This window comes from Spirosoma rhododendri, assembly GCF_012849055.1.
GTDB lineage: Bacteria > Bacteroidota > Bacteroidia > Cytophagales > Spirosomataceae > Spirosoma > Spirosoma rhododendri.
Genome location: NZ_CP051678.1, coordinates 192,521 through 211,232 on the forward strand (window position 1 = coordinate 192,521; position 18,712 = coordinate 211,232).

The 18,712-nt window shown below is 52.0% G+C and carries 17 protein-coding genes; 14 read left to right on the forward strand and 3 right to left on the reverse strand.

The annotated features are described in order from the left end of the window. Nucleotides 1-79: 79 nt before the first annotated feature. Together HH216_RS25075 and HH216_RS25080 are read left to right on the forward strand one after the other, a co-directional pair. Nucleotides 80-1,486 (forward strand): AAA family ATPase, encoded by a 1,407-nt coding sequence (locus tag HH216_RS25075; RefSeq protein WP_169553641.1) that lies wholly within the window; start codon nt 80-82, stop codon nt 1,484-1,486. Then, complete coding sequence (locus tag HH216_RS25080; RefSeq protein WP_169553642.1) at nt 1,483-2,190, forward strand: RloB family protein; 708 nt, start codon at nt 1,483-1,485, stop codon at nt 2,188-2,190. The genes HH216_RS25075 and HH216_RS25080 overlap by 4 nt, the downstream gene beginning before the upstream one ends. A gap of 169 nt (nt 2,191-2,359) precedes the next feature. Here HH216_RS25080 and HH216_RS25085 read toward each other — a convergent pair whose 3' ends face one another. Next, nucleotides 2,360-3,742: an McrC family protein gene (locus HH216_RS25085; RefSeq protein ID WP_169553643.1), complete on the reverse strand. Its 1,383-nt coding sequence runs from the start codon at nt 3,740-3,742 to the stop codon at nt 2,360-2,362. Then, nucleotides 3,732-4,682, reverse strand: coding sequence for an McrB family protein (locus HH216_RS25090; protein ID WP_169553644.1), 951 nt, complete (start codon nt 4,680-4,682; stop codon nt 3,732-3,734). The genes HH216_RS25085 and HH216_RS25090 overlap by 11 nt, the downstream gene beginning before the upstream one ends. A 568-nt stretch (nt 4,683-5,250) precedes the next feature. Between HH216_RS25090 and HH216_RS25095 the strand changes: the two genes are divergently transcribed. From HH216_RS25095 to HH216_RS25150, 12 genes are all read left to right on the forward strand, one after another. Then, nucleotides 5,251-5,847 carry a recombinase family protein gene (locus HH216_RS25095; protein ID WP_254448877.1) on the forward strand — a complete coding sequence of 199 codons (597 nt, stop codon included), beginning with the start codon at nt 5,251-5,253 and terminating at the stop codon, nt 5,845-5,847. 137 nt (nt 5,848-5,984) lie between these two features. Beyond that, entirely contained in the window at nt 5,985-6,143 is a 159-nt protein-coding gene (locus tag HH216_RS25100; RefSeq protein ID WP_169553645.1) for a hypothetical protein, read from the forward strand. Between the two features lie 652 nt (nt 6,144-6,795). Further along, nucleotides 6,796-6,966: a response regulator gene (locus tag HH216_RS25105; RefSeq protein ID WP_169553646.1), complete on the forward strand. Its 171-nt coding sequence runs from the start codon at nt 6,796-6,798 to the stop codon at nt 6,964-6,966. 466 nt (nt 6,967-7,432) lie between these two features. Further along, a complete protein-coding gene (locus tag HH216_RS25110; RefSeq protein WP_169553709.1) occupies nt 7,433-8,188 on the forward strand; it encodes a hypothetical protein in 756 nt (251 codons plus the stop codon). Nucleotides 8,189-8,357: 169 nt separating this feature from the next. Beyond that, complete coding sequence (locus HH216_RS25115; RefSeq protein WP_169553647.1) at nt 8,358-10,970, forward strand: beta strand repeat-containing protein; 2,613 nt, start codon at nt 8,358-8,360, stop codon at nt 10,968-10,970. A gap of 73 nt (nt 10,971-11,043) precedes the next feature. Beyond that, the gene (locus HH216_RS25120; RefSeq protein WP_169553648.1) at nt 11,044-11,442 is read left to right on the forward strand and encodes a hypothetical protein; all 399 of its coding nucleotides are present in this window, start codon (nt 11,044-11,046) and stop codon (nt 11,440-11,442) included. 261 nt (nt 11,443-11,703) lie between these two features. Next, nucleotides 11,704-12,228, forward strand: a complete 525-nt coding sequence (locus tag HH216_RS25125) for a hypothetical protein (RefSeq protein ID WP_169553649.1) — start codon at nt 11,704-11,706, stop codon at nt 12,226-12,228. A gap of 4 nt (nt 12,229-12,232) precedes the next feature. Beyond that, a complete protein-coding gene (locus HH216_RS25130; protein WP_169553650.1) occupies nt 12,233-12,754 on the forward strand; it encodes a CsgE family curli-type amyloid fiber assembly protein in 522 nt (173 codons plus the stop codon). A gap of 68 nt (nt 12,755-12,822) precedes the next feature. Beyond that, nucleotides 12,823-13,245 (forward strand): curli production assembly/transport component CsgF, encoded by a 423-nt coding sequence (locus HH216_RS25135; protein ID WP_169553651.1) that lies wholly within the window; start codon nt 12,823-12,825, stop codon nt 13,243-13,245. Nucleotides 13,246-13,308: 63 nt separating this feature from the next. After that, a complete protein-coding gene (locus HH216_RS25140; RefSeq protein ID WP_169553652.1) occupies nt 13,309-14,718 on the forward strand; it encodes a CsgG/HfaB family protein in 1,410 nt (469 codons plus the stop codon). 23 nt (nt 14,719-14,741) lie between these two features. Beyond that, the gene (locus HH216_RS25145; protein ID WP_254448878.1) at nt 14,742-16,277 is read left to right on the forward strand and encodes a carboxypeptidase regulatory-like domain-containing protein; all 1,536 of its coding nucleotides are present in this window, start codon (nt 14,742-14,744) and stop codon (nt 16,275-16,277) included. A 515-nt stretch (nt 16,278-16,792) separates the two neighbouring features. After that, nucleotides 16,793-17,632 carry a DUF4041 domain-containing protein gene (locus HH216_RS25150; protein ID WP_169553653.1) on the forward strand — a complete coding sequence of 280 codons (840 nt, stop codon included), beginning with the start codon at nt 16,793-16,795 and terminating at the stop codon, nt 17,630-17,632. On the opposite strand, the gene HH216_RS25155 is transcribed toward HH216_RS25150, so the two are convergent. Next, nucleotides 17,629-18,096, reverse strand: coding sequence for a hypothetical protein (locus tag HH216_RS25155; RefSeq protein ID WP_169553654.1), 468 nt, complete (start codon nt 18,094-18,096; stop codon nt 17,629-17,631). The genes HH216_RS25150 and HH216_RS25155 overlap by 4 nt on opposite strands. Between the last annotated feature and the right edge of the window lie 616 nt (nt 18,097-18,712).

Below are 18,712 nucleotides of genomic sequence, written 5' to 3' on the forward strand. Positions count from 1 at the left end.
AAATATTGATATAAACAGATAAAATAAATTATACGGGCAGTTACTGCGTTATTTGTTCAAATAAAAGCCGTGTTTGGTTATGTTGGTTCAATTTTCTGTTCAGAACTATAAGTCGTTTCGCGACGAAGCTAAGCTGAGTCTGCTCGCATCGGGCTACGATAAAGACCCGCTTACCGAAGCTAATTTGATTTCGGGTGCTTTGACCGGACCAGTTCGGCTACTGCGGACGGCCGCCATTTACGGAGCCAATGCGGCTGGCAAAAGCAAGCTGGTGGAAGCCATGCATGTAATGCGACTGTTCATCATGCGGTCAGCAGCCAGCACCGGGCAAAAGATTCCAGTCGTCCCGTTTCGGTTGAACCCTGACACAGAACAGGCCCCATCAGAGTTTGAATTGGTTTTTCTGCACGAAGGTGACCTGTTTCGGTATGGCTTCGCGTCCACTGCCGAGCATATAGTGGCCGAATGGCTATTTTATCGACCCGAACTGGCCCGTCCTAAAACGAAGGAGATCGAGATTTTCTACCGTGACAAGCAAATCTTTGATGCTGTGCACCCGCGCCAGTTCAAAATTGGAGCCCGACTAATCAAAGACGGTATGATCCGGCCCGACGCGTTGCTGTTATCGGTGGCGGCTCAGTTCAATGAAGTGCTGGCCCAGCGGGTGTTTAGTTGGCTTGGCCGCTTCAACATTATTTCGGGTTTGCAGGAGGAAGGCTATGAAGGGTTTACGGTCAGTAAAGTAATGAACCCCACTGGCAAGGGAACAATCATGGGCTTTTTGCAAGAGGCTGACCTCGGCATTACCGATGTCCGGGTACGGACGATCGAACAAGAAAGTGATTTGCCGGGAAACTTACCGACTGACTTGCGAGAGCGACTTACAACCGCCCTGACCGAAAAAAACGGACTGATTTTCGGCGGGGCCAAAGCTGTTCATCGGGTCTATGATTCGTCGGGCAATCGGACGGGTACGTTGGAATTTGATATGGAGGATGAATCATCAGGAACCCAAAAATATTTTGCCCTGTCGGGGCCGATTTTGGAGACGCTACAACAGGGCGACGTACTGGTGATTGATGAACTGGAATCAAAGCTACACCCAAATCTGGTACAGAAGATTGTGGGTCTGTTTCACTCACCAGTTACCAACCCCCACCATGCCCAGCTCATTTTCAACACGCACGATAGCAACCTCATGACTGCTGAAGGCCCTTCCGGGGCGGGTTCTTCAACTCCGCTACTCCGGCGTGATCAGATTTGGTTTGTTAAGAAAGACCGCTACGGTGCATCGTCACTGTATTCGTTAGCTGGCTTCAAAACCGATCAGGTACGTAAGTCAGACGATTTCCGGGAAAAATACCTGCAAGGTCGATACGGGGCTGTACCCTATCTCAACGAATACGAAGAGGGCATTAGCCAATTGGTACAATCAAATGAGCAGTCGGGCGGTATCCCGTTAGCGGAGCCAGTCGGGATTTTATGAGACGATTGGACAAAGCCGCACTTGAAACGGAACAGCGGCAGAAACGCCGACTAGCTAAACGTAAACCGTTTTCGCTGACACGCAACGATCCGGCAACTGATGTTTCGCTACGGTTATTGATTATCTCGGAGGGCGTCAATACAGAAGTGAGCTATTTCCGGCAGTTCGAGCAGCCTACCATTCGGGTAAAAGCGGTCGGAACTGGCTTCAATACTGTTTCCTTAGTGCGCCGAGCAGAGCAAATTCGGGATGAGGAAGCGGCCAAAGGTCGCCATTACGATCAGGTTTGGTGCGTTTTTGACAAAGACGACTTTCCGGCACAAGACTTCAACGAAGCGGTCCGGCTGGCTGAGCAATTATTTGGGCCGGGTCGGGTAGCCTACTCCAACCAGGCATTCGAGTACTGGCTATTACTGCACTTTTTGGATCACCAGGGTGGAGCTATGCACCGCCGACAATATGATGCCCGGCTCAACGAGTGCCTAAACCCCTTCGGCGTTCAGTACGACGGTCAGGCCAGTAAACTAGTCAGCAATGAGTTCTTTGACCTATTACTAGCCATTGATCCTAAAACGGACAAGCCGCGTGTTCGGCAGGCCATCAGCCGGGCTGAACGCTTGGATGAACGATACGACCATAGTAATCCTGCTATGGAAGACTCCTCAACGACTGTATTTCGGCTGGTAAAGGTGATTTTGGGGTGAATCTGACTTCCGACGATCCCTTTACTGAGAATGACTAGTGATAGTAAGCTACGAAAGGAATCAACTAAACAGATGCGTATAGATTTTAAAAGAGGGTAAGAAGGAGAACCAATAGACATAGCAAATGAACGACTATTAATTCCACAGGTACCGAACAGGGCATTGATAATTACAAGGTACCTAGAAATGAAAAGGCGCTTTCGAGATCAGTAATTAGTTGAGCTTCCATGCGTTCTCTGGAATCGCTGGTAATACGTAGTTCAGCGGCACGGATACGAATTGGTTCGTTACCAATCATGGCTGACGATACGGTGAAAGTCACGGTTTCAGTCGGTTCGGCCCCTTGTCTGACTGGATAAAGTAACAGTACTTGTCGAGTATTACGACGTAAGGCGTAGCTCACCATTTGATACATATCAGTTTGGCTAACGCCCGCCTTCTTATCAGCCTCGTCGTTGCCCTGCCGAATCTTGTATTTCATGTCGACAATGAGTTGCTCACCCTTCTGACCGAGTTTTTTGCTGGTTAAAAGTAGATCGTTTTTGATTTGGAAGACTTTATCATGTAAACCGTTAAGCGAGTCGCCTGAATTGATCCGTGAGGCGAGGTAATCAGTAGCCTGTGGTTTTATTGTAAATTGGTTAGTAAACGTCCGTTTAATTACGCTCGCAATTAGATCCTCATAAACACGGTCCATCGGAACCAGAAAGCAGAAGTGCCGCTGCTGGGCGTCTTGCTGACTGATGTATTGATGCCTCAGAAAGAACCGGCACATATCAAGGCAGTGCTCGTACTGATGAAAGAAACGGTTCAACAATACCGCATCGCAATCCTGTGCGATGCATGGGCAGTCGTCGACTTCGTCCAGTACAAACAGTATCTGCTCCAGTTGCCGTCGCGTTTCGAGCCGACATAGGTATGTAAGCTGCCGCGCAACATACTTAATGATCTGATTCAGCCGATTATTGAACTGAAACGGCTCATAGTCGCAAACTAGTTGATGCCAGTTGCCCCGGCTTAGGCTGTTGTTGACGTAGCCCTGTATATTTAGCCGCCCCCGCAGATGGGTCATCGTTTCCGTGACTTCCTGATACTGATGGTAAGGCTGCTCATTAACCAGCGTATGCGCGAACCGGGCAAAGTAACGGATCAGCGCATCGGGGAAATTGTCGATGGTTTCTGAATCGGACAATAGGTCTGCGAAGGGGAAGTTGACCCGTTCGCTGTAGTCAAGCCACCATAGTAGATGGCGAAGCGCTATATCGCTCTCGCCTTGTTTGAATACTTTTGGAAGAATCTGAATGGTTTGCCCGCCATACTGGATGAAACCAACGTACTGCCCCGCTTTTATGGTTTCTCTACCCTTACGACGTTCGAACTTCAGAAACGGCTGTTGTTTCGAAGCAGAGTTTTCAACATCCTCTGCGTAAAACACCGACCGGCTGGCCCACACCCCATCGAGGTAGGATTGCAGCCCGGTCACACCGTCCCGTAGCGCCTTGGGTAGCGCAACAAGGTGATGCTCTATCAGCACAATCGGACTACTCCACATAGCTTACCAGCAGTTGGTCCGTAATCTCGTCTGGGTTGGCGGTAATGCCAGCTTCACCTAATAGCTTGGCAACGGTTTTTGTATTGCCATTAAAATATTCCATCAGTAATGGAATGACCCGATTGTTAAACACTGAAGCCAGATCACTTTTGCCGATAAAATAGGCGTGTCCGATTAGGAAATCAGCGGATTTATGGTTGGCTCGAATGGCGCTATTTAGCCTATCTAATATTTCACGGGCTGGGCTTTGCAACAGGTTGCTGTCGGGTTTCTGATAGATAAACTCAAACCGGCGACGCAAGGCAATATCTAGCAAGGCCAGTGATTTATCGGCGGTATTCATTGTGCCGATTAGGTACAGGTTGGGCGGTATGGAAAACGGCTCGCCCGAGGGCAGCGTGATCGTCAGTTCGTTGGGCTCATCCAGCCGTTTATCGTCTTCCAGCAGCGTAATCAATTCGCCAAACACCCGAGACATATTGGCCCGGTTGATTTCGTCGATAATCAGAACGTAATTTTTAAGCGCTACTTTTTGGGTAATTTGCTGCCCCAGCTTGGCTAGTTGTTCAGAAAGAGGCTGATAATAGGGCCGTAAGCCGTTCGGGCGAATTTCCTGAGTGCCTTCATAAATCTCACGTAACGTTGTGATACTTAGCGTGTGAAGTGTACTGCCGTTCGCTTTACGGAAGCTGATACTACGCTCGGAAACATCATATACAACAAACTCTACTCCCGACGCCATTTTTACACAGATTTCCTGATCGGCGTCAACCAATGGTTGCATAAATTCGTCGAATACTACCTGAAACGGTCTTACTGTGGGAATACCTTTACTGATCTGACTAGCGCTGTAATTGTCACGCGCCCTTTTCGCAATCTGGTAGAAAATACCGTAACGCTGTTCAAACTTTAAATCACCGCCATCCGTGGCCGGTTTCAAGCCCGTTACGAAGTCTTCGTATGTGTAATTTTGATGGAAGGTGACAAAGTCAATCTGCTCACCCGTACGGTAGGGGTAGTTAACACATTTGGGGTATATTCGCCACCAATACAACTTAACTACCTTAATAACAGCAGTTTATAAGAAAACTTATGCGCTTAGCGTTCGTTTTAGCGAGCAAATAATTTTGCTGTTTATTTACGTGTAAAAGCAGCCATTTTTAATGCTCTTAAGCTTTAAAAAGACGTTATGACCATCCAAGCACGAAACACAGTGGTCAGTGACCCTAAATTCACACTTATTCTGGGTATTATACGCAACTTGCCAAAGTAGCTCCCACTATAGGTAATTATATCTGTGTAACTGTTTGATTAACAAACTTTTATAGGCTCTACGTGGCGGATATACTCTGAATGTGTCAGCTACCCTGACGGTAGTACGAGCAGGACAAACTATAGATTTTATACGCAGCCCGGTACTGTTGTTTTAGTCAATGCAACTAAGTGATGTCGGCTTGCATCTCTTTCAAGGATATACGATCGATCCTACCTCACGTTGAGATTACTTTATGGAGCCCGCTAGTGCTATGTTATTTGGCTATGCCCGCGTATCAACTCAAGATCAAAACCTTGATCTCCAACTGGACGACCTAACGAAGGCTGGCTGTCAGCGAGTGTTTCAGGAAAAGGTGTCTTCGGCCAAAGCCCGCCCACAACTCCAGAAAATGCTGGACATTCTCCGAGAAGGCGACACAGTCATCGTCTGGAAATTAGACCGCTTGGGTAGATCGTTGAAAGAGCTTTTCACCCTAGTCGATGACTTTCAGCGTAAAGGCATCGGTTTTCGTAGTCTCAACGACGCGATCGACACAACTACCGCACAGGGCCGGCTAGTTTTCAATCTGTTTGCCTCGCTGGCAGAGTTCGAACGCGACATGATCCGAGAGCGAACCAAAACAGGCTTAGCAGCCGCTCGGGCCAGAGGCCGGGTGGGTGGCCGTCCCAAGGGCCTTTCCGTGCAGGCTCAAGCCAAGGCGCGAGCTGTCAAAACAATGCATGGCCTGAAGAACCACACGATTTTAGATATTTGCCAACTCTTTCATCTGAGCCGAGCAACGGTCTATCGTTATTTAGCTTGGCGAGAAGAAACGATAACTACTGGTTGATAGATAACAGTGTATCATAAAACGGGTGAAAACAGGATCCGCACGCTTCCAGTCATTCCCGAAAGCCACCCTAAAACCCGCCCGTCCAACCGGCGGAACCGGCGCTAAACGTATTCATTATTTTTTAAAACTAACCCATGAAGAAAGTACTCCTTACCGGAACCGCATTATTGGCTTTCGCAGCCGCTGGCTTCGCCCAGACCAACCAGGCCACCACCAACCAGGCCGGTATTAACCAGAGGGCTGCCCAGACCCAAACGGGTAGCTATCTGAAATCGACCATTACCCAGACCTAGGGTTCCGCCACCAACGTTGGAGACTACGGCACTACTCGCCAAACCAGTACGGAGGCCGGGGGTAACCAGGTCACCATCAGCCAGACCAACGGGGCCAACTCAAACCAGGCGGGCGTAACGCAGTAGGGCGGCACGGGCAACAGCGGTACCATCACCCAGGACATGTCTAGCGGCACGGGAACCCTGCCCGTAACGGCTAGCACCTGATAAGTGGTGTAGTGACAATAAAACTAGACCGGACTGACTGACGCAGATGGCCAACGCAGCGACGCTAAGGCTGACGATGCATGGTGGGGTCATCTTTTTATCCGTGTCGAGCATGCCCACCGCACCGTCCGGCTGCGCCATGACCTGATCGAAACCGACCGTATAAACCCCAACGTTCGCCAAGACAATCTACTCGTGCACCTGGCAAAAAATGGCTGATTCTGCGTGAGTGGTAAGCGGGCGAATTAGTCGTTACCAGCGGGGTTGCCACGTATTATGATCATTCATACCTGGCAAAGCGCAGTTGACATACAACAAGCCGAACTTGGTACACAAATGGCCAAATGCCGCCCGAATGAAAAGTGGCGGATGAGGGTGCGAAGTCGTCTAATAAGATGGAGTGTATTGCCACACCCAGGACTAGCCTACAACCACAGTACCCTGCATGAACCACACCACACGGATCAACCCATTGTTGATCGAAGATGTGCCTATTATGGCCATGAACCTGGCCGGCCGGTTGGAAGGCGAAGGCTACCGCATCGTCGGTAGTACCACCAACGGCCCCAAGGCGCTCGACGCAGTCCGGTGCGACGTCGTCATCAAGGATGAATAAGCCGGCATCGAAACCGCCTTTTAGCTGCTGGCCCAACGATCCAGGCCGATCCGTCACCTGACGGCAGTACCGGAAACAACGCCTGGCTGAGACGGAGCAGCGGTAATACGGTTGCCTCATGCCAGGGGCGTTCAGTTGAGCAGCCTGCGTTACTTGCTGTCGACTCAAGCACATAAGTAACTTACGTAAGCCGCGGGCTGTCAATTAGTCGACGCCCACAGGGAATAGATAGATTCCCGAACGACGATTTGTGTGCCCGACCCACCCCGTGTGGTTAAGGCACACGAATCTACCCACCGTAGCTCACCAGGCAACGCTGGGTACCGCACGTACAACAAAGTGACAACGCTCGCTGGCCAAGAGCTGATCACCCGACGGAAACGCGCTTACGATACCAAAAGGCGCATCGAACGCCAAAAGACCTTACGTTTCAATTCATCCTTTTTAGTTTTTACTACCCCAAATCATGAAAAAAGTATTTCTTTCGCTTGCTGCTGTGTGTGCCATCACTACTGCTTTTGCTCAAAACCAAGCTACGCTCAATCAATCCGGAACTAGCCAACAGGCAACTATAAAACAAGCTGGCCAAAACCAGGCCTTAGTTACACAAAACAACGGTTCGTCTACTGGCACGGGGGGTAATAGCCTGACTTCCAGCCAGGCAGGATTCGGCAATTACCTGCAGTCTACGCAGTCCGGAACAACGAACTCGGCCAGCTTTACTCAGAAATTACAGGGAAGTTCATACGCTTACTCGACGCAAACGGGAACGTCAAACAAGATCACGTCTGAGCAGGCGAGCTACAGCGGGTCGGCGGCTACGGCTACCTTCACTCAAAGCGGTACGAGCAACGAGGCAACGCTCAGCCAGGCCGACAACGTTAGCGGTCAGGGAGGTACGTATGCTACGTTTACGCAAACCGGCGAAAAAAACGTAGCCTCTATCAAGCAGGGTGATGCGACTACTGGCGATGGGAACACGGCTACCATCACGCAGAAAGGCAATTTAAACACAGCTAGGCTTGAGCAGACAGGCGTGCTACTTAATGCCGACCTCTCTCAGGTTGGCAACAACAACGTAATCAAAGGGTTGAGTGGCGATGTCGCTATTCAGAACGGTATGTCTAACAGCCTCACCATTAGCCAGAACAGTAATTTTAACACGGCTTCGGTTGGTCAGAGCGGCATGGGAAACATGGGTACTATTCAGCAGGGCAACTAATCATTGATTTGCCTGGGCGGATCAAGCCTGTACTGGTACGAACAAGCCGTCCTCCTAGCAGGACGGCTTGTTCCTGTTCTAGTCAAAAAGTAGAGTAGTGAACTCTTCTCTTTGGATACAACCTGCCATTTATCTAGTTATTACTGTTTATTCTTTCCAATCTGCTCACGTGAAGAAAAGTATCCTCACCGGCGTTGCGCTTATGGTTTTTGCCGCAGTAAGCTACGCTCAATCGAATCAGGCTACGCTCAATCAGGTGGGTAATCAGCAGACAGGAAACGTTACGCAGGCCGGTGGTTCGTTACAATCGAATATCCAGCAGACGAGCGCTTCCGGGGTTACCAATACTGGAAATTACGCTAATACGTCGCAGGCACCTAACTACTACTCGTCGTCTAATCAGGCTAACGTCAATCAGTTGGGTAACAAATCTGGCTTTGCCAACATAGGTCAGGAAGGATCCGGTAACGCGTCTACCATCAATCAGACTAACAACACGGGGGGAAATGGCAACCAGAGTACAGCGGTCAATGCACCAGGGGCTGTAGCCAACGCTAACAACGTTCCCAATCAGGCGGGTATCAACGCCGTAACGGGCAACGGAGGTAATTACGCCAATACGTATCAGCGGGGGTTCAATGAGGCTGTAACCGTTAATCAGAACACCGGTTCAGCGGGCAACTACACCGATTCCCGGCAGGACGGGGGCGGAGGCCAAACGGTGACCGTGAACCAGAACAACACCAGTTCCGGCAACAAAACAACCGCCAACCAGTTTGGCCAGTCCAACAACCTGTCGGTTAGCCAGTCCAATAATTCATCGGGCAATACGGCCGCTGTTCGTCAGGGGTTTTCGGCTGCCGTGGGTGGCCCGAATACAAGCGGGGTGCTGGCTACTGTCGAGCAGCATGGTGTTGTTGGCGGAGCCGCCAGTAGTGGCAACCAGTCGACAATCAACCAGGTTGCAACGGGTGGCGGTACAACGGCGCTCAGCCAGCAGAATGCTGGTCCATTGGGCGTATCGTCAGGAAACATAGCGGAGATCAATCAGCGCAATGGTAGTCATCAGGCTACCGTTCAGCAGAACAACAGCAGTACAGGCAACACGGGTACCGTGTCGCAGCAGGGTTCGGGTAACGGCGCTACCATTGCTCAGTCGACGAACAGTGCTGCCAACCAGTCAGCTGTCGTACAAACCGGTACCAACGGACAGGCCTTTACCAATCAGGCAGGTACGTCGGGCTTTACCAGTGCGGAAAACAGAATTTCGGTTGACCAGGCGGGTGATCGGCAAACCGCAACGATCAATCAGAATGCAGGCGCTAACGGACCCAGCACCGGCAACCGTAGTACCAGCACGCAACGGGGAGCCCTAAATACCATGACCGTTAACCAGACCGATCGGAGTATAGGAAACCAGTCGACGGTAGCGCAGTACGGAGCAGGTACCACTGCCAACACGGTTCTGGTTAACCAGTCGGGTACGTCGGCCCGTCCCACGGTGAACAACAAAGCAACTATTTCGCAGGGAACAGCGGCATCGGCTTGGAATAACAACTCGTCGACGACGTCTCAACTGGGTGCCTTCAACGAAGTTACTGTGGCCCAGATCGGTGGCAACAGTAACGCGGTCTCCTCCGAACAGACAGGTGACCGGAACCTATCGACGCATAACCAGAACGGGGCGTCGAACTCGATTGTCGAGTTCACGTACGGTACTAATAACCGGCTTGACGTCGTGCAGACGGGAACGGCTAACGGAGCCCGGATTCAGATGCTGCCAAACGGCGCGGTGGGTGGTAACGATAACAATAGCAGCCGGATTGCTCAATCGGGCGCGGCCAACTACGCGGAACTAAATCTGCGAGCAGCCAATTCGTCGCAGCCAGGCTCGCCTAACTTCCTAATCGATCAGACAGGGCGGAGTAATTTCGCCAAACTGGAGGTTCGCGGCAGTTCAGGTTCCGGTTCGGGTACTCCTGGTCTGAACAACTCGGTTCAGATCGTTCAATCGGCATCGTCGGCAGGCGGTACCCTGGGCCAAACAGCCAATGGCTTAGTCTGGGGCGATCAGAACGCAGTAACCATCAATCAGTCGGGCGTTGACGATAATACCATTGGTGGTACATCGACCGGGCAATATGGTTTCGAGATTAAAGGCAATAACAACACGGTTGGTTTAACGCAAAATGGTAACAAAAACAGCATCAACATAGGTATTACCGGTGGTGTTGCGGGCAGTGGAAACCAGGTAGCCATCAACCAAACTAACAGTAACAACCAGGTAGGCACAGGATTTGGTGGTGGCACTACGGTTACGAATACGTCTGCCCGGGGGTTGTACATTACTGGAAATGGTAACTCCGTAAACATCAGTCAGGATGGTGGTGACGAAGTCAAAGTACTCCAGAGTGGCGATGACAAACTGATGGTCAAACAGCAGAATGGTATGTCGAGTGTTGCTCAGTCGAACCGGGTGCTTATTGACCAGGGGGCAGGTAGTCAGGACGCTGTCATTACGCAGAACGGCGCAGGTAACTTTGTGTATGGACTGGGTGGTGCGGGCACGTTTGCCGTACAGGGCGGTGGATCGGCCAACCAAGCGGTTGTAACCCAGAGTGCATCGAACGGTTTTACGAACGAACTGCGCCTTAGCCAGATCAGCACAGAGGCTATGAATATGGCGACGGTTAATCAAAATGCAACGGGAGTCAGTAACCTGGCCGAGGTCAAACAGAATGGCTCGGGCAATAGGGCGACAATCAATCAAACAGGTAACTAGTAGTCGACAGGAAGGCTGGCTCGTTTCGGTCAGCCTTCCTGTTTAAAACAGCTTACCTATCAACCTTACTAGTATGAAAAATATCATTCTCTTGGGTTTGGCGGTTTTAGGTGCTGTATCGGCCACTGCACAAAATACAGCGGTTGTCACCCAGCAGGGTAATACGCACGAATTGTCGGTTGTGCAGCGGGGTTCGGGCAACACATCGGTCGTTAACCAAACAACTGCCGGGTCGGCAAATCGGGTAGTCATCACGCAATCGGGTGCCAACAACGTCGCAACCGTTAATCAGGGGGGCGAGTCGATCAGCAGTGAGGCCAACACGCAAAACACAGTCACGGCAACACAGGCTGGCGATGGAGAAACCATGATTAACCAGACCAATGGAGGCAATACGATAAGCGTCTATCAGTCCGGTCTAGCCCCCACTGACAAAAAGAAGAAAACCAGCCCGAAACGGTCTGCAAACTAGTGGTCGCGGAGCCGGTTCCTGGCCGACTCTACCCGATCATTAACTAGTTAATTTAGTAAGCTACAGTTTCCAACTAGACAAGTTCTGCCAACGGCTCTGGTAGCTGGCAGACTTACTTTAATTGAACCAGCAATCGATCCTCAATGCTTAATCAATAGTAACTCAATGTCAGATTTACTCATTAAACGTCTATTCACCTTACTATTTGGTATGATCTGTGGGGCGGCTAGTGCTCAGGTGAATTCAGTTCCAACAAACAACTTGGATGCTTACTGGAATCTGACGTCGATACCGAATCAGGCGCAGGTAAGCCTACAACCCGGTCTGACAAACCTGACTGGCCTGAGCGGTTCCATCAACAGGGTTATTACGCAGCAGGATGGTCTTGACAATGCAGCGCAGCTAGCCATTACGGCAGGTTCTCAAAATCAACTGAGGCTTAATCAGACAAACAATACCAACTACGCAGATGCCACCTTATCAGGCGTAAGCAACAACGTTGTTATTAGTCAAACGGGGGGAAACAATAACCTCGCCTTTGGGCTGAATGGTACTAATAACCGACTCGCGCTTACGCAGGACGGAAGTGATCGTCTCCAGATGATAGGGCTTCAGCAGAACAACACCCGTCTCGACGTGAATCAGGGTGCTGGCAACAATTCACTGACCATAGACAACACGACATTGTTCAAAGACATTAATGGCACAGGTATTCCTAACCTACGCATTGAACAAACGGGGGGCGCTACGGCCACCATCCAGAACGGACGGATTTTTGGCAATTAAAGTGATGATTACCCTACGTAGCCTATCGCTTATTTGTCTGGTGCTACTGCAGTCGGTCTGCCAGGCACAGGATCCTGATCTGGACGGTAAACTCATTGAGGGGACCATGAATGAAGCGGTGGTCGCCGAAGAGGGTACGGAAACGCTGCTGCTTGATCAGACGCGCAGCAAAATCGGCCGCGACTTCTACGACGCGTTTTTCCGGCATTACGCCGAACTACCCAAGGCACCCGGCCTGCCCGCGCCGACTGACTCGACCCGCCGGATCGAACCGAACCTCGAACTCGATCTGACGGCCTTCGTCGTCACAATCGAGGAGCTACCCGCCTTCGGCGTCGGCACGACGGTAATCGTGGTGTCGCTCAACGATCAGGTGATCTGGCAGAACTACGTGCAGGCGCGAGCCGAGACGCTGGAGGCATACGCCTTTGATGCGTCCGAACTGCTCAATCAGTACGTCATTAACTATCAGGACGTGCAGAATCAGCTCGAAAGCGCCGATCAGCGCGGATCAGGTATTTTTTGACAAATAGTTTCAGGTTTAACGTGTAAAGGTCAAGGCTGACCGGTATACGTGTAAAATAGTCTCCATCGATGAACAAACGACTACTCGTTCTATTGTGTCTGATGCTGTTCGGCACGGTAGCCGCCCACGCGCAAAGCTTTGTGTACCATCCAAACAACCCCAACTTCGGGGGCAATACCTTCAATTATTCGTGGATGCTGAGTTCGGCCACCGCGCAGGACCGCACGACCGACCCGTCGGCCAGGCGAAACACGGGCACATCGACGCAGACCAGCACACTCGACAGCTACGCCCAAAGCCTGCAAAACCAGTTGCTGAGCCGGATCACCAGCAACCTCATTAGCAAGCAGTTCGGCGAATCGACGCTCAAGCCCGGCACCTATACCTTCGGTGAATTTCAGGTCGAGATCACCAATGGAACCAACGGCGTGGTAGTCCGCATCGTCGACGGGAAGGGGGGCGAAACCTCCATCACCGTGCCTTATTTCTGACCCGCCCCGGCACCGCCGGTACTTCCGTTCATCAATCCACTCGTAACCCCGACTCGTACCATAATGGCAACTTCATGGCTGCCCCGTTTGCTGGTGCTGACAACCTGCGTGAGCCTGCTGAGCAACTGCACCGCTTTTTTTTACCAGCCCACCGGTCCTCGCCGGGCGCGGCTGGGTGAAGAAACCCCGACAACCACAACGCTCCGGTCACTACCCCCGGCTAAAGAAAAGATCGTGGCCGCCGTCTACAAATTCCGCGACCTGACGGGGCAGTACAAACAGACCGAAACGGGCGCGGGCTTCTCTACCGCCGTCACCCAGGGAACGACCAACATCCTGCTCAAAGCCCTCGAAGAAAGCAACTGGTTTGTGCCCATCGAGCGCGAAAACGTGAGCAACCTGCTCAACGAACGCAAGATTGTCCGCTCCAGCGTGGCCCAGTTCAAGGAAGGCGAAAACCTGCCCCCGCTGCTGTTTGCCGGGATCATTCTGGAAGGCGGGGTCGTCTCCTACGATGCCAACATCATCACCGGTGGCGGTGGCCTGCAATATTTCTCGGCCGGTGGGTCCACCCAATACCGGCAGGACCGCGTCACGGTCTACCTGCGGGCGGTCGCCACTAAAACGGGTAAGATTCTCAAGACCATTTACACCTCCAAAACCATCCTGTCGCAGACGGTCAGCGCCAGTCTGTTCCGCTACGTGACGTTCAAGCGACTGCTGGAAACCGAAACCGGCCTGACCACCACCGAGCCGGGACAGATGGCCGTCACCGAAGCCATCGAAAAGGCGGTCGAAGGCCTGATTATCGAGGGTGTGCGCGACGGGCTGTGGGCCGCCGAAGACAAACAGGCCGGACCGATGAAGAAAGTGCTCGACGCCTACGACACCGACAAAACGCGTATGCAGGAAACCGACGTCTACGGCATACGCCCCGAAATCGACGCGCCCCTCGTTACGCTGCAACCCTACGCCGGGGTGATGCGCTACTACGGCGATTACGCCCGCCACACCATGACCGGAGCCTATGGCGCATCGCTGGACGTGTATTTAACCTCGAAGTTTGGTATTCAGGCCAATGCCGCCACCGGAACGCTGGCCAGCGAAGGCGCTTTCTCAACCCGCATAAGCTCGCTGGAGGGCAACCTGATCTTCCGGCCAACGCCCTTTCAGCGCTGGACCTCGCTGCTCTTCATCGGGGCGGGCATGGTGTCGCGGGCGGGCAGCGGGCCACTCAACCTACAGGGCGACCGCTACCTGCAAGCGCAGGGGGGCGTGGGGATTCAGTATTCGACCAGCGGGCTGTTTGGCTTTCGCTCGACGATTGCTTACAATCAGCCGTTTACCGACGCGCTCGACGGCATCGTGGCCGGCAACCGCAACGACTATTACCTGCGCGGTACGCTGGGCCTGACGCTGAACATCGGCAGTATCTACCGGCCGAAGCGCACCCCCGTCAACACCCGTAACTAATCACCCTTCATCACTCCATTGCCGTGATTCCCCGCCCTCTTTTCCTGAAATCCATCGCTTTTGTACTAGCCCTATTGACCGGCCTGCTCGGCTTGTGGGGCTGCAACGAAGATACGTACATCGACCCGGTGCAGCTCACAAGCGTACGCGGCCGGGTGGTGTACAGCCTCAACCAGCAGCCTGTTCGCAACGCGACGGTCAAGCTGACGCCCGGTAGCCGGGTCGTCTCAACCGACTCGGCGGGGGCGTTTCGCTTCGATAGTGTCGTGGTGGGAAACTACACCGTGCAGGCCTCGAAAGCGGGGTATGGTACGCAGGTAGCCACGGTATCGGCAACGGTAGGTACGACGCCGGTCGTGACGCTTCAGTTGACCGACGATAAGTCGCAGAATCGCCCACCGACTACGCCCGCGCTGGTAGCCCCCGCCCTGAACAGTACGGCCCAGTCGACCACGCTGACGCTGAAATGGAACTCGACCGACCCCAACCGCGACACGCTGACCTACAACGTGCTGCTCTACCGGGCCGGTGCCGCCACGCCCACCAGTTCGTACACCGGCCTGACGGCCGATTCGGTGGTCGTGTCGGGGCTGGACTACAACACGACGTATCTCTGGCAGGTGATCGTGAGCGATGGGGTCAATACCGTCAACGGGCCGGTATGGTCGTTCCAAACGGGAAGTTATCCCGACTACAGCTATGTGTTTGCCCGGCGTATGAGTGGCCGGTTCCAGCTTTTTGGGGCCACGGCAGCCGGGGCTGTCAGTCAGTTAACGTACGACGACAGCAACTGGCGACCGATTGTTAGCCCGAACCGACAGCGCATCGCGTTTATTTCCAACACCGATACTGAACTGCAACTGTACGTGATGAATCTGGACGGCAGCAACCGCCAGCAGGTCACGTCGGTGCCCATCGCCGGGCTGTCGGCGGCTGATCTATCGTTCTGCTGGTCGCCCGACGGCACGCAGTTGCTGTATCCCAGCAACGACCGGCTTTACGCGGTGCGCACCGACGGCACCGGTTTGCGGGTGGTGGCACAGGCCAGCAGCGGCCGTATCTGGGCGGGCTGCGACTGGACCCCGCAGGGCAACCGCATTGCCGCCCGCACCACCGGCACGGGCCTGTACGACAACGAACTAAGCGTATTCAATAGCGACGGTAGTGCTGCCCGGACGGTCTACACCCGGCGGGCGGCCCGCGTGGGCAACCCGGTCTTCTCCGTAACGGGGCAGCAACTGCTATTCTCGGCGGACTCGACCGATTTTCAGAACGAGCAGGGCCGTCAGCTCGATGCCCGGCTGTACAGGCTCAACCTAACGACGGGTGCGCTGACAGATCTATCGCGAAATCAGATGACCAATAATCAGACGGCACAGACCAATAAAGTTGCCGGGACCAATGACCTCGACCCGCGTTACTCGCCCACCGGTGCCAGCCTCATCTTCACCAATACCGCCAATACGGGTATCGGTCAGCGCGACGTCTACACGGCCGACGCCAACGGACAGAACCGTAAGCTGCTGCTCTCCCAGGCCGAGATGCCTTACTGGCGATAATAAACTCACCCGACGTATTGGGATGGGCTACCCATCAGGTAACAACGTCACACCGATGGGTAGCCCATCCCGCTCAAACCTCGGTACTGTACGCCCAGAGAACGGTTGGATAAGTAGTTTGTACTGTTAACCTACGCCCACTTGAGGGTAGCTGACACATTCAGAGTATATCCGCCACGTAGAGCCTATAAAAGTTTGTTAATCAAACAGTTACACAGATATAATTACCTATAGTGGGAGCTACTTTGGCAAGTTGCGTATAATACCCAGAATAAGTGTGAATTTAGGGTCACTGACCACTGTGTTTCGTGCTTGGATGGTCATAACGTCTTTTTAAAGCTTAAGAGCATTAAAAATGGCTGCTTTTACACGTAAATAAACAGCAAAATTATTTGCTCGCTAAAACGAACGCTAAGCGCATAAGTTTTCTTATAAACTGCTGTTATTAAGGTAGTTAAGTTGTATTGGTGGCGAATATACCCCAAATGTGTTAACTACCCCTGAACTGGAACAACATGGGCAACATGGAAGCCCGCATCTCCAAGTCGTTCGAAGCCATCAACAAGTTAGGTAGCGTCAACCAGATCAGCATCACCCAGCAATACCACGATCTGCGTAAGTCAGAGTTACAGTTAGAGTTTGAGTTGCAACAGAAAATCCAGTCAGAGAAAGAAGAGCAGCGTCTGATTCGTGAGCAGATGCGGGAAGAGGAGAAAGCGCAGCGGGAGATCGAAACGGCGCAGCGTAAGGCCGAAGACGAAGAAGCCCGTTACCAGAAAGCATTACTCAAAGCAACCGAAGACGCCAAACGGGCTACGGGCGCGCAGCTGGAAAGTCTGGATCTAAAGATTGCAGAATTGGAGCAGCTACTGTCGGCCGCGCAGCTTCAAAAGGAGCGGGCCCTGTCAATGGCTCAGCAGACCAAATCAGGCCACGTCTACGTGATCTCGAACATTGGTTCGTTTGGTGAAGACGTCTTCAAAATCGGGATGACGCGCCGACTCGAGCCCATGGACCGGGTACGGGAGCTGGGTGATGCGTCTGTACCCTTCAGCTTCGATGTTCATGCCCTAGTCTATTCGGATAATGCCCCGGATCTAGAGTACAAGATTCATCGGCAATTGATAGAGCGCAGGCTCAACTTAATCAATAACCGACGGGAGTTCTTCCGTGTCGATTTAGATGAAGTGGAAACAATCTTCAGCAACGCTGGCCATCCACTAACTCTGACCCGACTAGCCGAAGCCAGAGAGTACCGGGAATCGCTGGCCATTCGCGAATCAAAGAGTCGAGTGGGAGAAGAGATCGAGAGTGATCTTGTAGCAGATCTCATACCGCTATCGCTCGATGACTAGTAGAATGTCTTATTCGTAACCCATTCGTTCAGTTCTTCAACGAACGGATAAGCGATCAGTATACGACCCTCTTGCTCATGACCAGCCTCTGCAGGGTTCAAGACTTTCCAATTTTGGGCAAACTTCTCCGAGATAGCATATAGATCAGCATCTAGATTTTTCAGCTGCTTAAGTGCCCGGCCGTAGTTATGTTCAGGATTGGGGCACGCAATTATCGCAAAGTAGCGCCCTATATATGCATCAAAGGCTATCTTACTATAATGCCCCTTGAACAAGAATGCTTTAGTAATAGGGAGTATGAGCTGGTCTGAACCTTTGTCAAGCGCGTAGTCGGCTATGAATTGGCGGGGTTCATATCCTAGATCAAGGAACAAAGGAAGCATCTTTAAGTGATCCAGCGCATTAGCTAAGAACTCTAGTAACTCTTCAGATAACAGCGGGCGAAGCTTCGGTTTCTTCGACACGCATACGTTTAAAACTAATCTAGAGGTAGCTAACACATTTAGGGTAAATCCGCCACGCAATGCCTATAAAGAGCTGGTATTTAAATGATTATGCGATATTTCTCATGATTTTTCACCCAGTACGCTCGTAGCAACGTTAAAGATTATTTTTAGTTGGTTCGCTTGGGCACGGGGGCTACATTCGTACGAAATGTTCTATCAGGTAGCGAATATATATCAGGGTCTTGGGTCCAAAATAGGGCCACCGTGGCGCGGCCGTCCAGTCGGACAGCCGAAGCAACCGGACCAAACTGAAAATAGCCCTTCTTTATTCCTTGTTCATCGATGATAGTAATCAACGATCTCAAGCATATAGGTCAGATCACTGGTCTTGGTTAGGGGCACCTTAAAGATGTCGATGTGAAAACTCCCGGTCTGTATATCAAGTAGACCCGTAATGATTTTGTACGTGTAAACATGCGGGCGCTCAGATGACTCCGTAAAGCCAAGTTGCAACAGACCTTCGGGCGTAATGTTCAGCGGCATATGGGGTTAGTACAAAAAGTATTGATAGGCTCTTCAGCAGAAGTTCAATTAGTCTTTCAACTGGCTACTCCGTACATAAACGTATAGCGTC